10 protein-coding genes, 1 tRNA gene and 1 other annotated feature are annotated in these 16836 nt (G+C 42.6%); all 11 genes read left to right on the top strand.

Features of this window, described 5'->3' with window-relative positions:
* Window positions 1-11: 11 nt before the first annotated feature.
* Window positions 12-5492 carry a hypothetical protein gene (locus ACZQK9_RS09700; RefSeq protein ID WP_483270448.1) on the top strand — a complete coding sequence of 1827 codons (5481 nt, stop codon included), beginning with the start codon at window positions 12-14 and terminating at the stop codon, window positions 5490-5492.
* Window positions 5493-5589: 97 nt separating this feature from the next.
* Window positions 5590-6708, top strand: coding sequence for a M24 family metallopeptidase (locus tag ACZQK9_RS09705; protein ID WP_483270449.1), 1119 nt, complete (start codon window positions 5590-5592; stop codon window positions 6706-6708).
* A gap of 316 nt (window positions 6709-7024) precedes the next feature.
* Window positions 7025-7519, top strand: a complete 495-nt coding sequence (infC, locus tag ACZQK9_RS09710; protein WP_216506646.1) for a translation initiation factor IF-3 — start codon at window positions 7025-7027, stop codon at window positions 7517-7519.
* 55 nt (window positions 7520-7574) lie between these two features.
* Entirely contained in the window at window positions 7575-7772 is a 198-nt protein-coding gene (gene rpmI / locus ACZQK9_RS09715) for a 50S ribosomal protein L35 (protein WP_177980803.1), read from the top strand.
* Between the two features lie 20 nt (window positions 7773-7792).
* On the top strand, window positions 7793-8149 hold the full coding sequence (gene rplT, locus ACZQK9_RS09720; protein ID WP_021985193.1) for a 50S ribosomal protein L20: 357 nt from the start codon (window positions 7793-7795) through the stop codon (window positions 8147-8149).
* 200 nt (window positions 8150-8349) lie between these two features.
* Window positions 8350-8433 (top strand) — tRNA-Leu (locus ACZQK9_RS09725).
* A gap of 96 nt (window positions 8434-8529) precedes the next feature.
* Window positions 8530-10119, top strand: a complete 1590-nt coding sequence (locus ACZQK9_RS09730) for an O-antigen ligase family protein (RefSeq protein WP_483270450.1) — start codon at window positions 8530-8532, stop codon at window positions 10117-10119.
* Window positions 10112-11278 carry a cation diffusion facilitator family transporter gene (locus ACZQK9_RS09735; protein WP_483270451.1) on the top strand — a complete coding sequence of 389 codons (1167 nt, stop codon included), beginning with the start codon at window positions 10112-10114 and terminating at the stop codon, window positions 11276-11278. The genes ACZQK9_RS09730 and ACZQK9_RS09735 overlap by 8 nt, the downstream gene beginning before the upstream one ends.
* A 47-nt stretch (window positions 11279-11325) precedes the next feature.
* Window positions 11326-11575, top strand: a binding site (T-box leader).
* A 61-nt stretch (window positions 11576-11636) separates the two neighbouring features.
* Window positions 11637-12860, top strand: coding sequence for a tyrosine--tRNA ligase (gene tyrS, locus ACZQK9_RS09740; protein WP_216506482.1), 1224 nt, complete (start codon window positions 11637-11639; stop codon window positions 12858-12860).
* Window positions 12860-14197, top strand: coding sequence for a hypothetical protein (locus tag ACZQK9_RS09745; protein ID WP_483270452.1), 1338 nt, complete (start codon window positions 12860-12862; stop codon window positions 14195-14197). Before tyrS ends, ACZQK9_RS09745 begins: the two co-directional genes overlap by 1 nt.
* Window positions 14198-14620: 423 nt before the next feature.
* Window positions 14621-16723, top strand: a complete 2103-nt coding sequence (locus ACZQK9_RS09750; protein ID WP_483270453.1) for a glutamine synthetase III family protein — start codon at window positions 14621-14623, stop codon at window positions 16721-16723.
* The last annotated feature ends 113 nt before the right edge of the window (window positions 16724-16836 follow it).

Below are 16836 nucleotides of genomic sequence, written 5' to 3' on the forward strand. Positions count from 1 at the left end.
GGAAAGGGAACATGAAACGAAAAATGAAGATTACAATATCAGCATTAGCAGTTATGTTCGTTGCGGCGATAGCCGTAGCAATTGCTTCGTTCTCCTTTGCTGGTAATGGTAATGATGATGTATTAGAGGATGGTATGTTTGTGGCAGATGCATCCGGATCTGTTAGTGAGAAGACGATTATTGATTATATAATCGAGAACTCCAATTCGCAGGATCCAGATGTGGACAGAGTATATCACATCGCAGAGATTACATCCTCCGGAACTGCATCTACATTGGACACGTTCGTAAGTTCCAATGGATTTAAAAATTATGTAATTGATGGTAACAAGACAATTGAGACAGCTATGGCAAATGATAGTATTGAATATGTATCATTTGATGGTTCTCTTAATAATACAAAGAACCTTTCTGCTGAGGATGCATTAAAGTATATTTCAAATGCGGATTTGATCTATGTAAGTAATGATAGTACAAATAAGTTCTCAAAGAATAATGATATTAGTGAAGATCTTTATGCAGCATTACATGAATACGCAGTTGGAAGCTTTAAACCATTGATTATTGACAGCCCAGTGACATCAACGATTGACCAGGATGACAGTAAGCAGATGAAAGACTTGGCATCCAGTGTGTTTGGACCAAACGAGAAGTATTACTACACATTCAAGTGGAGTGATGGCTTGTCACCGGAACAGTACTTAGGACATGCTGGTGGATCTCTTTACTTGGGTATCAATGGTAAGACACAGAAGGAAAATGGAGTATGGAATACGGTGTATGCGACACAGCCGGTTGTAGATGAGACTGGAAATGTTACAGAACCGAATCCATCTTATTTAGCTAAAATTTTGACAATCAGTGAGGATGGAACCTCAAGTCGGACAGACTTGCTGATGCAGACAGCAGATGGCAAGAATCCGGAAGTAACGACCCCGTTATATACGGTTACGCCAGCAGAAGAGGGTGGGGTGCCTGTTACAGGCGAATATACTCCAGCAGTAAACAGTAAGATTTATACTCTGGCATCGGATTCCATCATGTATTTGAATGGTTATAATAACCGCGTACAGACACGACCAAACTATATTGAAAACGATGTAGTTACGATGGATGAGGCAGCAAATGTTGACTTTGATGCATATGATATGGTTGTGATTGAAGATAATTGTAATGGTCTGACAATCCCATATGATATGTACCGGAAGTTTGCATCTGCAATGTATGGTAAGTTACATATTGTGTATAGCGCGAATATGGGAACCGGTACAGCTTCGACAGGCGGAAACTTAAGTGATAAAGACAAACGTGAAACAAACTATATGAAGTTGGTTCTTATGGTTGCTACTACAGATTATATTTCAAATCAGGAAAATGTAATGGTGACAACCAGAAACGATTTCAGCATGATCACAACAACCACAAGTGCGAAGACAGCAAAGGTGATTGCAGATTTGATCAATGCTTCAAAGTATCGTGGAATTGGTGGAAACAGCTCTTCAGCATCCATGTTTACAGTGTTGGAACTGCAGCCATGTTATCCGATTGATCTGCAGCTTGCACAGTCCAAAAATGGTCAGGGAAGAATCTATAGTGGAAATTATTACACGGATCCTTCCAGTATGATCGATGGAAAGACGAAGGAGCAGATTCCGGAGAATACAGAGTATTATGCATGGGAGCTTTCCAAGGCAAAACTTGCGGATGCACTTGGAATTCCTAGTGAGAAGATCAATCTGGTGCAGATGTCTACCGAGGAATTCGCAGGTGATAAGACAGAGATACTCGGAACCTACGATATGATTTATCTTGGTGGAAATACTTCCGCTTTAAAAGATAGTGCCGAGAATTTCAAGGCATTGCAGAGCCAGTACTTAAAGCATAACTGGAACAATCAGTTTGATCTGACAACAGAACTTACAAAGATGCCGTTCTATACAATGTATACACATAATGGCGATTTGGTATACGTAACGTCAGCACGAAACCAGAACTTAAGTGGTGAAAAGATGACGGCACAGGCAAGCAAGAATGGTAATCTTCAGAGTACATTTACATATCTGAATGGTAATGATATTACATACAATCGTTATTTGGCTTTGAAAGATTATATTGATAAGGGAATGCCAGTTGTTGTCAGTGAGAAGCTGACGCAGGCATACCAGATGGTAACAGCAAATGGATATCGGCAGAACTCTATCGATCCGGATTCCAATATGCGTAAGGTGTTGGATGCTTGTGCTGCACAGGCGGCAAAGAATGAGTCAAATCCGACAGTTGTATTTGGATTTAAGCAGGATCAGGTTGTGGATATTTTCGATGATGGTTCTCTTGGAGATACCATGACAGGTTATGTATCTGTATTTGCATCTCAGAAAGGCTCTGAGAGTGATAGTGAAGAAGCAGATCCTAAGACAATCGTAACGGGAAGCAAGGAACTTCTGGCACAGGTATATAATTGTTCAAAGAAGAAGCCTAAGCTGATCGTGAAGAGTATGCCGAAAACATACAACCGGTATGATAAGTCAACAATTCTGACAAGCAGAACTTTAACATTCAAATACGATGTAATCAATAGTAAAAACTTTACAGCGACATTGTATGTGGATGATGATGGAAACAGTAAGTTCGATCGAAGTGAGAGCGGAAAAGAGTTATTGACAACGAGCAGCACAAATACATTATCGTATGAGTGTCCATCGTCTTTCTTCGGTCCGGTATACTGGATGCTGGAGATCGTAGATAACGATACAGGAGTTGCGGTTAATCAGACAGGATTCTCCTATATCAAGAACAGCGAAGACAAGAAGCAGGAAGTTTCTGTACTTCAGATCATGCCGGATGGCGGTGGTGGATCAATGGGTAATGATTCCCTGTACTTCTGTACAGTCTGCCAGCGTTCAACACAGATTCTGAACTACAATCCAAGCTACAATGAAGATGCGTCACGTCATCGTCATGTAGTAGAATACGAAGGTGGTTATAAGGATACAGAAGGTACCAGTGGTTATCTTACAAAGCGCGATGGTACAAAGATCTATGTTGGTAAGCATCAGCATATCTATGGTGTAAATGCTTATGATAGTAATCTGAAGCTCGAAGGTTATCAGGGTGTGGATGATTTCTATAAGAACCTGGCGGATGAGGCTAAGGATTGGTATGACTTTGATATTGATATCATTCGGAGCAGTGAGTTTGAGAAGCTTTCTCAGCAGGTACGTGACGCATATACATATGTGGTAAACAAGGATGGAACAATCTCTGATGTTGTAGTATTAGACGGCTTAAAGCGAACAGAGGTAGCACAAGGACCAAGTACAACTACATCGAAATATGAAGATTATGCAGAAATTGAAACACCAATCCTGAAAGCACAGTTGGCAAAGCATGATGCAACACAGGCAGCTGCAGATGGACAGACGATTAAAGCAAAGTTAAAAGCAGATAATCCGGATTTTACAGATGCACAGGTGAATGATAAGTATGCGAGATTGACGGAAGCGGAGATCTTAAATATTCTGCGTACACAGCTGATCAGTGAGCTGGAGATGGATGAAATCAATACACTGTACGTAGCAAAGAAAAAGTGTGATTATGAAGAGGCTGCTAACGACTACCAGCTTTTGATTGACGGACAGGAAGGACAGGAAGGCGAGCAGGCAAAGGTTGACGAGAAGAAGAAAGAACTTGATGAAGCATTTACAGAGCTGATTACAAACTTTAGTTCAGATATGAACAAGGCTGCGGATCAGGATACCGGTAAGGGACCTCTGGCAGGACAGATTACAAGAAAAGAACTTGAAGATATTCAGAAGACCGGATATTATTTTGACTTATATGCATTAGCAAACAGAAAGCCGATGTATGATGATATCTCATCTGCTTATCTGTCTGATGGTAAGAACATTGATACGCTGATTTCAGATTATTATCATGAAACAGATGTGCTTCTGAAGTATCAGCAGGCATATAAGACATTCACTCGTTATGCGGGAGGTACAGACTGGATAGCAGAATGTTACAGTTCTGTTTTACTTGGTCCATCCGAGAGCTTTAATGGTAAGGATATCAAATCTGAAATAGCTTTGGATGATCTGGAGACATATGTAAGCGGAGGACATCAGGTAGTACTCTTCCATGATACATTGACACCATATGCAGATGCAGGAGCAGTGAAGCTGACAGACAGACTTCGTTCATACTTTGGTATGGATCGATACCATATGCAGACAACTGCAGAAGCTGCTGATACAAATGCAAAGACAAGCAGTTCAAATCCAAAGATTACAGATGCAGATTCCTCTTATGTGAAGTATATAAGTGAGGATGAAGACAAGTACTTTATGACGAACTTGTCATTCAAGGCAAGAACTGATGAAACCCGTTATGGAAGCTGGAATTCTGATATTAAGATCTCGACATCTGGTTATCTGACAGATGTTGCATATACAGACAGCTTTAACCTTGGTGATGACAGTGACAAGGCATTTTATGCAATGCCATACAAGTATGCACAGTTAAAGTATTCTGATCAGACGGTACATATTCAGGATGCGAAGTTTGATATCGATACATTCCACGGAAGATATGGTACAAACAAGGCAAGTCAGAACAATCAGGGATTAGTTACAACATTCCCATTCACGATTGCGTCTGAACTGTATATCGGACCAACGCATGGACAGTCCTATGCGGTTGATCTCGAAGATGATAACATGACAGTATGGTATTCATTGGCAGGCGGTGATAGTGGTCCGACCGTATCATCTATGTTTGCAGCATCTCCAAGAGATGCCATGGATAATTACTTCTTATATTCATATAAGAATGTATTTTACTGTGGTGCCGGACATGGAGATATCCTTGGTATTCATAAGAATAATAATGATGAGCGTTACCTGTTCATCAACATTATGTGTAACTCTGTACGACTGAGTGTTGCACAGCCTAAGATCAGTATCTTCGACTATGATGCGACAGAGACTCAGGAGAAGAATGAGATTATCAAGAAGGATGGCAACAATGGCTATGTAATGAAGGTAGATGAGGATCAGACATATCCGGAATTTAACTTCAAGGTCAGCACAGATTCAGAGACGACGCTGTCATCTGTTAAGATCTTCTACGATCTGGATTACAAGGACGGCAATACAAGCAATGCATATACAGCGGATCCTACAAAGCATGTACTGATTGCTGATTGGAATTCTGCTCAGGTTGTAAAGAGTCAGAACAAGCATGTATTCCGTTATGATAAGGATCTGAAGAAATTGGCAGATGCATCGAATCATGAGATTGCAGAAACTTATGTAGACCAGTCAGGAAATACAGTAAGTGTTGCTGCAACGACATTAAAGCTTTTGCCGGAATACTTTGCACCATATAACAATGAATATACATATATTGTTATTGAGGCAACAGATTCTAAGGGTCAGAAAGTATACCAGAGAATCAAGATCAAGGCAAAACCACATTTGTTTAACTTAACGTAATGTAAATTAAACAATATAAACTAAAATCCATGAGTTACTTGAAAGAGTGACTCATGGATTTCCTTTTTTGGATTGGATATTAGGAGGCGTTTTAGACATGAAGGAACAACTTGCACAACTGATGGAGAAAAAGGATTTACAGGCAATGATATTGACAGATGGGTATAATATTCATCATTTATCCGGGTATCGGGGACATACAGGGATGCTTGTGGCGTTTGCAGATACCCGGTATATTCTGACAGACAGCCGGTATACAGAACAGGTGGAGATAGAAGCACCAGCATTTTCTTGTATTGATGTTGGACGGGAAGGGTATTCAAAGACGATTGCAGGACTTCTGCAGAAGCAGAAGGCTTCTGTGTCAGCAGGTGGGTTGACACTTCGTATCGGATTTGAGAACAAGGAGATTTCTTATGCGCAGTATCAGGCTTTCATTGATACATTTGCAAAGGAATTATCAGAGGTGCAGGTGGAGCTTGTGCCATTGGATGATGCGGTAAATGCATACCGGGAAGTGAAAACAGAAGATGAGATAGCGAAGCTTGCGCGTGCGGAGCGGATTGGTGATGAGGCATTTGCAGAGATAGTAAAGTTTATCCGAGACAATTGGGAGAATGGACTTACCGAGCAGCGTGTCGCGTTACAGTTAGAATATGAGATGCGGCTGCGTGGTGCAGAAGGGACAAGCTTTGATACGATTGCAGCAAGTGGAAAAAACAGCAGCCTGCCACATGCTATGCCACAGCCAAAGCTGCTGGCAGATGGAGATTTCCTGACGATGGACTTTGGCTGTATGTATGAGGGATACTGTTCGGATATGACACGGACAATCCATATTGGAAAAAAGGTCGATCCGGAGCAGAAGAAAGTGTATGAAACTGTGCTTCAGGCACAGCTTGCGGCACTGGCGGTTGTGAAGCCGGGGATGGTCTGCTCAGATGTAGACAAATGTGCACGCGATATTATTGCAGGCGCTGGTTATGGGGATTATTTCGGACATGGTCTCGGACATAGTGTTGGGTTATTTATTCATGAGGAACCGCGTTTTTCTATGAAGTGTGATGCTGTATTGAAGCCGGGAATTGTGATTACAGTGGAACCGGGTATTTATCTGCCGGGCAGATTTGGTGTGCGGATCGAGGATATGATCGTGATAACAGAAGATGGATACCGGAATCTGGCAGCCTCACCGAAAGAGTTGATTTGTGTATAACTTTTTTGCTCAAATTCTCCTCATTTTTTTGAAAAAAGTCTTGACAACGACCTGCCTGCATGCTATAGTATGCAAGTATGTTGATGAAAGCAGAGTATCCACTCTCACCTTAGCGCACAGGCGACTCGGGTTATGTAGTAAGAGAATATATTGATTTCTTATTATAACAATGTGTGGATAGTTTGTCTATCCACTTTTTTATTGTAGGAGAAACCATTATGAGCGGAGCGAATAATTTAGGATGGTTTCGACGATATGCCGCCGAACGGATGTGAGGGGGCGAAACCCGAGGGAGGTGTATATTATTAGCGATTTAATGATTAACGAGCAGATTCGTGACAAAGAAGTACGTGTGGTAAGTGAGACAGGAGAGCAGCTTGGTATCATGTCATCCAAGGACGCTCAGAAGCTTGCGGATGAGCAGGGCGTAGATCTGATTAAGATTGCACCGACAGCAAAGCCACCTGTTTGCAAGATTATGGATTATGGAAAGTTCCGTTATGAGCAGACACGTCGCGAGAAAGAAGCAAAAAAGAAGCAGAGAGTCATTGAAATCAAGGAAGTTCGTTTGTCACCCAACATTGACAACAACGATCTGAATACAAAGGCAAACATGGCAAGAAAATTCCTGACCAAGGGCGATAAGGTAAAGGTTACCCTTCGTTTCCGTGGTAGAGAGCTTGCACATACAGATAATGGTAAAGCGATTCTGAATTCCTTTGCCGAGATGCTTTCAGATGTTGCCGTTGTAGATAAGCCTGCAAAATTTGAGGGCAGAAGTATGATCATGTTTTTAGCTGAAAAACGTTAAATTCATATAAAAAGAAATTACCATGCATATGCATGATTTTTAAGGAGGAAAAGAAATGCCAAAGTTAAAGACAAAAAGAGCAGCTGCAAAGCGTTTTAAGAAGACAGGAACCGGTGAGCTTAAGAGAAATAAGGCTTACAAGAGCCACATTCTTACTAAGAAGTCTACAAAGAGAAAGAGAAATCTTAGAAAAGCAACTATGACTGACGCTACAAACAGCAAAGTTATGAAGAAGATTTTACCATATTTATAGGATATTAGGAGGAATGAACGATGGCAAGAATTAAAGGCGGCGTTGGCGCTAAGAAGAGACATAATAGAACATTGAAGCTCGCTAAGGGATACAAGGGAGCAAGATCAAAGCAGTATAGAGTAGCAAAGCAGTCAGTTATGAGAGCTTTGACATCTTCTTATGCTGGTAGAAAGCAGAGAAAGAGACAGTTCAGACAGCTCTGGATCGCTCGTATCAATGCAGCAGCAAGAATGAATGGACTTTCATACAGCAAGCTTATGTATGGTTTGAAGCTTGCAGGTGTAGATCTGAACAGAAAGATGCTTTCTGAGATGGCAATCAGCGATCCAGAAGGTTTCGCAAAGGTAGTAGAGGTTGCTAAGAGCAAGCTTGCTTAATGGAAGATATCCTGACCCGTTGTCTGTGGCAACGGGTTTTTTATCGTCGGTGAATATAAAAATGTACAACTTGCGCATTAATTTATATATTTTTGTATAAGTCGAAAAAAATTTATAAAAATAGAAAAAAGTTGTTGACAAGATGCACCTAAGATGATAATATACTACTTGCGTCGAGCGTGAGTGAAACGCAAAGAAATGCGGGAGTGCTGGAATTGGCAGACAGGCTAGACTAAGGATCTAGTGATGGCAACGTCGTGTGGGTTCAAGTCCCATCTCCCGCACGAAGAAAAAGAGAGATAGTGATTATCTCTCTTTTATTTTTTATATAAATATGTTAAAGTAGCAGCTAAGAAAGCTGGATAGGGAGATAGAGAGTCATGGCAAAGACGAAGACAAGAAAATCGGACAATCTGGAATATTGCAGAGGAATTCGTGTGATGGATGTCGCAGCGTATGTGTTTGCATTGCTGGCGTTTGGTGTGTATCCGTTGATTTATGATGACCATTATTTTAATATTACGATTACCAAGTATCATTTCTTTTTATATGCGGCAGGTATCTATCTGGCACTTGCTTTGATTGGCTATGTTGTGGAAGCGAGTCTCAGAAATTATTACAAGTATGATTCTTTGCTTGTTGAGGATACCGGGAAGAAACGGTTTTTACGTCCGGAGTTTTATGCACTTGTATTTCTGATGGCAAACTTTTTTGCATGGCTTTGTGCAGATAATAAAAAAGATGCTTTTTATGGCTTGCAGGGCAGACGAATGGGACTCTGTATGTATCTGGTGCTGATGATCGTGTTTGTCGTGCTGGCACAGCGAATGCGTCCGCAGATGATCCTGTTTGTATTCTTTGCAGCGGCGAATGCGTTTGCGTATGCAGTTGCAATCGGACAGCATATGGAACATGATTTTCTGAACCTGCGTTATAATATTGCGGAAAATCAATATACGAAATTTATATCGACGTTTGGAAACATCAATATGTATGCGAGCTACCTGTCGATTTCAATTCCGGTGCTGCTGGCGGTATTTGTATTCTGTAAGAATTGGTTTTCGCGTATTCTGTCTGGTATTTTATTGATCGCGGCTGGCTGTAATATTCTGATTGCAAACAGCGACAGTGTATTTCTCGGTATTCTGGCGGGTGTCGTTGTGGTGACGATTCTTGCATTTATGCAGAGTAGATTACAGTATAGTTCATTTGCTGTTTTTTTACTGTTTGTTGGTAATTTGGTGCTTGGGTTTATCAACAAGTATGGACATACAAGATATGATAAGAAGCGAGGAGGACTTGCAATCGCGCTAAACCGGCTGGATATCGCATTTGCCTTGTGTGGTGCGGCGTTGCTTATATTCGTGGTCGTATGTATCTGCAACTGGAAGCTTGGAGAGAAGGTTGCAGCATGGAATAAAAAGAAGATTGTGCTGATTGTCTGTGGAGCGTGTGTGGCACTTGGCGTGATTGGCATGATCGCTCTGAAGGTTATGGATCCATCCCTCTTTACATTCAATGATAAATGGGGCAGTTACCGTGGTTATATCTGGAGAAAAATCGTGGAGGTCTATGGGGATGCGCCATTTGTGAATAAATTGTTCGGTTATGGAAACGAGTCGGTGCGTGTGACACTCAAGGCAGCATGCTATGATGAGATGGTACAGGTCACAGGTAAAGTGTATGACAATGCGCATAATGAACTGCTGCAATATTTATTTACCACCGGTATCATAGGATTGCTTTCCTATCTGGCATTGGTTGGAAGCAGTATTGTATATATGTTTAGACATGCGCATGAAAATGCGTGGATCTGTGTATGTCTTGCAGCGACGACCGGATATTTTGCCCAGAGTATACTGAATCTGAATCAGCCGATCACGACACCGCTATTCTTTGTCTTTATGGCGATGGGGGTCGGCACCGCGAATTATTGTAGAAGAGTGAAGGAGTTAGAGAAAATTGCTTGAATTTCTGATTCATAAGTGCATAAAGGATGCGGATGAGATCGAACGACCGGAAGTGCGGAAGCGATATGGCTTTTTCTCATCCATTGTAGGGATCATCTGCAATGTGATTTTATTTGCGGGCAAGCTTGCAATCGGTCTGATTGCGGGCTCTATTTCCATTGTAACAGATGGTGTGAATAATTTATCGGATTGCGCAACCTGTATCGTGACGATGTTTGGCTATAAGATGGCGGCAAAGCCGGCGGACCGGGATCATCCATTTGGACATGGACGAATGGAATATCTGACCTCACTTGTGATTGCAGCCGCGATTCTTGCGGTTGGGTTTGAGTTGCTGCGAAGCTCTGTCCAGAAGGTCATGCATCCGGAGCGCGTAACATTTTCTTTTGTTGCTCTGTTTGTACTGGTGCTTTCCATGCTGGTAAAGGTAGGTATGGGGAGTATGAATCGGAAGCTTGGTACAAAGCTTTCTTCGTCTATTATGCTTGCAACTTCGAAGGATAGCTTCAGTGATGTGTTTGCTACGCTGGCGACAGTAATTGCACTTGTGATGTCAGCATTTTCGAATCTTCCGGTGGATGGGATTATGGGAATTGTAGTGTCTGTCATGATCATGATTTCCGGATTTGGAATTGTAAAGGATACGGTTGATCAGCTTCTTGGACAGCCGGCAGATGAGGAATTAGTTGCAAAAATCCGGGAGCTTGTGATGGAGAATATGTTCTGCCATGGTATGCATGATCTGATCATACACAGCTATGGCCCAGGGAACCTGATTGGCAGTGTGCATGTGGAAGTCGATTGTCATCAAAATATTATGGAAATCCATGATGCAATTGACGAGTTAGAGAGAAATATTTATGATGAACTGCAGGTACATATGACGATTCACATGGATCCGATTGACTATGATGATGAGAAAACGAATATCTGTCGTGATATGATGGCAGGGATTTTGCAGGAGATTGATAAAGGACTTACGATGCATGATTTCCGGATTGTATCAGGACCGACACATACGAACCTGATCTTTGATGTGCTTGTGCCATATGAATGTAAGAAGACAGAAGCACAGATCAAGGCGGAGATTCAGCAGAGGCTGTCAAAACTTCCGGATACGTATTACACGGTAATTACGTTTGACAAAGGATATTGTTGACAAACGAAAAGTCTTCATATATAATTTTTATATCATTGTATATGATAGCAAAGGCGAAGAAGAGAACAAGTAGTGTTTGCGAGCAGCTGCCACAGAAAGCAGCCGGTTGATGAGAGGCGCGGTAAGTCGGAAACATGAATACATCTCGGAGCTGCTCCCTGAACGTTTGACAAGTAGGGGCAGACGGATTGGCACACGTTACAGAGGCTGAAGTATTGATATTGATACTTGCAAAGGCGGTTATCGTGAGGTAAGCGTGAAATAAGGTGGTAACACGGAGTATGCTTCGTCCTTATATTTTTATAAGGACGTTTTTTTATGTCCTTTTTTGAAAAATATATTTTTGGAGGAAAGAAAGATGACATTGTACGAAGAACTGGTAGCAAGAGGTTTGATTGCACAGGTAACAAACGAAGAGGAGATCAGTCGGCTGATCAATGAAGGAAAAGCAACCTTCTATATTGGATTCGATCCGACGGCGGACAGTCTGCATGTAGGACATTTCATGGCTCTTTGCCTGATGAAACGTCTGCAGATGGGTGGAAATAAGCCAATCGCCCTGATTGGTGGAGGTACCGCGATGATCGGTGATCCATCCGGAAGAACGGATATGCGCCAGATGATGACGAAGGAAACCATCCAGCATAACTGTGATTGCTTCAAGAAGCAGATGAGCCGTTTTATTGATTTTTCAGAGGGCAAGGCCATGATGGTTAATAATGCAGACTGGCTGCTTGATCTGAATTATATAGAGGTACTGCGCGAGGTTGGCGCACATTTCTCTGTGAACCGTATGCTGACAGCAGAGTGCTATAAGCAGCGTATGGAGAAGGGACTGAGCTTCCTGGAGTTTAACTACATGATCATGCAGAGCTATGATTTCTATGCGTTGTACCAGAAGTATGGATGTAACCTGCAGTTTGGTGGCGACGATCAGTGGTCCAACATGCTGGGTGGCACAGAACTGATTCGTAGAAAGCTTGGTAAGGATGCACATGCTATGACGATTACATTACTCTTGAATTCTGAGGGTAAGAAGATGGGTAAGACACAGAAGGGGGCTGTATGGCTTGATCCAAACAAGACAACCCCGTATGAGTTTTTCCAGTACTGGAGAAATGTGGATGATGCAGATGTTATTAAGTGCTTAAAAATGCTGACATTCCTTCCTTTGGAGCAGATTCAGGAGATGGAACATTGGGAAGGCAGCGAGCTCAACAAGGCAAAGGAGATTCTGGCATATGAGCTGACAGCGCTTGTTCATGGTGAGGAAGAGGCAAAGAAGGCACTTGATGCAGCCAAGAATATCTTTGGTGGCGGAAATACAGAGAATATGCCGGTTGCTGAGATCACAGCAGATCTCTTCAATGATGGACAGACAGATCTGATGTCAATCATCGTACAGGCAGGACTTGCAGCATCCAAGAGTGAAGCAAGACGTGCAATAGAGCAGGGGGGTGTCTCTGTCAATGGCGAGAAGATCACGGATGTGAAGAAGATGTTCACACCGGACGATTTTGCAGAGGAGTTTGTATTGAAGAAGGGAAAGAAGAATTTCCGTAAGGTTGTATATAAGGCGTAATGATTCGAAAATGTATCAATACAATTAAATATGGAACAGCAAAGGCAAGGGCAATTGTGCTCTTGTCGCTGCTGTTCGGAATCGGAGCTGTCGGCGCGGTTGTGTGTGCAATCGTGTTCCGGCAGATTCTGCTTATTTTTGCAATGGTTGTATGTGTATTTGTTATGATTACGCTGGCGCAGACACTTGTGATTCAGGGCGCTGTTGTGGAGGATGCCGGAAACGCGGAAACACGTGAAGAAAGACACTCCGGACATGCGAAGTCACAGGATGCGGGGAAAAAAGTCGATCATATGAAGCCACCGGTGTTTGCAAAGCGGAAGAAACGTAAGGATAAGAATACTGTAGATGGTGAAAATTCGGAGGATAATTCTCCGGTATTCGCGAAGCGTAAGAAACGGCAGGATGAGAAGGCAGCAGATGCGGGGCATACGGATGCAGACGAGCAGGTTAAGGAAGATATTGTAACGCCGGAAGATGGTTCAAAACTGCAAGAAGCTCCGGGTGCCGAGGAAAAAAATGGTCATCACAAGCGCAAGAAACAACAAAAGCGGGAAGCGGATGATGACGGACAGATAGCACAAGATAAGCCTAAGCAGACGGAAGAACAACCGGTTGCTGCGCTTACGCAGGAGACTGTCATGACGTATGACCGGAAGAAGGTCAAAAAGACACTGCATAAGTTCAAGGTGCGGCGTGAGCATCGTATGATATTCGTGGATCATTCGGACAAGCTCCAGGTAAAACAGACACCGGCCTATATCTGGGTGGAAAAGAAAGAATTTCATCTGCTGCTGATTGAGCAGGAGCCACGGCATATTACGATTCCACTATATCAGATCAAGAATATTACCTATCTGAAAAAGCAGCCGGCAAACGAAGATATTGATTATGCAGCCTATAAGGGAAGCAGTGTACTTGCGGATATGTTCCGCTCGTATCTGCCGGATTATTTACACAGTACAGTGGTCGATGATCTGTCGGCGTACAAGAATCTGTATGGAATCGGAAATGATATCTACGTGACAAACAGATCCGCGTCGGCGTTATTTGATTTGTTAGGGGTAGAGTTTCAGGTTGATGACAGGGTGACGATGTCTAACAAGGTGAATATTTATTTTAAAGAAGCATATAAGTCAAACATCTTATTACGGGATAATGTGATTGATGCCAATGGCTATGCAGACAGGATCAGCAAGACGCTGGATAATCTGGCACACTCGACAATCAGCTATGCAGAGTTTAAAGATACACTTAATCTGATGATACGGAATAAATTGATTACGCAGGAGTTCGCATCATATTATATGGGTGTGAGAGATGATCTGAACCGATAATTCTCCGAAATATGTAGTGTGCGGAAGCCGGGCTGCTGGTATGTATTATGAGCAATGGATGGATATATACATGGGGAATGTGTAGTGTGCGGAAGCCGGACCGCGATGGATAATTGCAGTACGGATTAGGCGTGTATGAAGTACACAACAAATAGAAAAACACAAGCGTAAACGGACTTTCGATGTTGTTTCACAAGTTAAGTATAAGAAAAATCTTATAATTACTTGCGAAAACGACACAGAAGTCCGTTTTTACGCATGTTTCACAAGTCGCTGCTTAATTATTTATAGTGAAAAACTATTTTCACAAAATTATAGAAAGTAAAATCGCTGATTTTTAAGTTTGCCTTTTCCTCTAAGTTGAGTTATCGTAGTCATATGTTAAAAATAGTTAAGAAAATAAAGGAAAAGGAGAATATGACTATGGAAGTTACAGCAGAAGATTTAGGAAAGCGTTCATTTTGTGAGGCGGTCATGCGTGCAAGACTGCCAAAAGCAGTATTCAAGGAATTAAAGAAGACAATTGATTACGGTGCACCGCTTGATGCAGCGATTGCTGATTCCGTAGCGATTGCCATGCGGGAGTGGGCAAAGGAGCTCGGCGCAACACACTATACACACTGGTTCCATCCACTCACAAACCTGACAGCAGAGAAACATGATTCTTTCATGGATCCGGTTGGCGATGGTACTTTCATCACAGAGTTTACAGGTAAGGAACTGATTAAGGCTGAGCCAGATGGTTCTTCCTTCCCTTCCGGTGGTATCCGTGAGACATGTGCAGCAAGAGGTTATACAGTCTGGGATTGTACATCTCCTGCATTTGTCAAGGAGATTCCGGATGGTTGCAAGGTTCTTTGTATTCCGACTATTTTCATTTCATATACGGGCGAGTCACTGGATCATAAGACACCGCTTCTTCGTTCCATGGATGCAGTCAGCAAGCAGGCACTTCGTATCCTGAAGCTTTTCGGTAAGACACCGGCGAAGGTAACAGCCTCCGTTGGACCGGAACAGGAGTACTTCCTGATTGATAAGGATAAGTTCAATCAGAGACTTGACTTAAAGCTGACCGGACGTACATTGTTTGGCGCACCGGCACCAAAGGGACAGGAGCTTGATGATCAGTACTTCGGTGTGATCAAGGATAAGGTTTCTCATTTCATGAGAGAGCTCAATAAGGATTTGTGGGAGTATGGTATTCCGGCAAAGACACAGCACAATGAGGTTGCTCCTTCTCAGCATGAGATCGCACCGATTTATGGTACGACAAATGTAGCAACCGATCAGAACCAGCTGTTGATGGAGACATTGAAGAAGGTTGCAGAGAGAAACGGATTTGCGTGTCTGCTGCATGAGAAGCCATTTGCAGGTGTCAATGGTTCTGGTAAGCATAATAACTGGTCTATCTCGACATCTGATGGTGAAAACCTGATTGATCCGGGCAAGGAGCCGGAGAAGAACCTGCAGTTCCAGATATTCTTAGCTGCAATTCTGGAGTCTGTTGATAACCATGCTGCATTGCTTCGTCTGTCAGCTAGTTCTGCCGGTAATGATCACAGACTTGGTGCAAACGAGGCACCTCCGGCAATCATTTCCGCTTACCTCGGTGACCAGCTTGCCGATGTAGTCGATCAGATCATTGCAAACGGAGAGGCAACCAGCAGCTTAAAGGGTAAGATTTACAAGTCCGGATGTTCAGTCATTCCTGAGTTCAAGATGGATGCGACAGACCGTAACCGTACATCACCATTTGCATTTACCGGTAATAAGTTCGAGTTCCGTATGGTTGGTAGCACACAGTGTATAGCACAGCCAATGATGACTTTAAATACTATCGTTGCTGATACACTTTGTAACTTTGCAGATGTGCTGGAGAAGGCAGATGATTTCGAGGCAGCCGCAAAGAAGCTGGTTGCAGATAAGTTGAGAGAGCATCAGAGAATCATCTTCAACGGAAATGGTTATTCTGAGGAGTGGGTAAAGGAAGCAGAGCGCCGTGGACTTCCAAATATCAAGTGCATGGTTGATGCGGTTGATTACCTCGCTACACCAGAGAATATCGAAATGTTCGAGAAGCATGGTGTTATGTCTAAGCGTGAGCTGATTGCAAGAGGCGTTGTTATGTATGAAAACTACGCAAAGCAGATTAATATCGAAGCCAAGACAATGATCGAGATGTCCACGAAGCAGATTATCCCGGCTGTTATGAAGTATGAGGGTACTCTGGCTGCCTCTGTGAAGGATCTGAAGGAGCTTGGTATCAGTGCAGATACACAGATGGAAATCCTTTCTACGATCGATACAAAGCTTGCTGAACTTAAGAAGGCAACAACAGAGCTTGAGGATATCGTGGCTAAGGCTGCTGAGAAGGAAGAGGATCCAAAGGCTTGGGCAAAGTATTATCATGATGTGGTATTTGCTTTCTTTGATACAGTTCGTAAGCCTGCAGATGAGCTTGAGAAGATTGTGGATGCAAAGGCATGGCCATTCCCTACATATGAAGAACTGTTGTTTGAACAGTAGAATATGCTATAGACCATTAGGTTTATATATTTTCCCCCAGGGGCTGCTTCGGCAGCCCCTTTTTTGTTAAGACGATGGCAAATGGGTTTAGAATGGAGTATAATTATGGGAAA

It is taken from the genome of Wujia sp., from assembly GCF_056872695.1.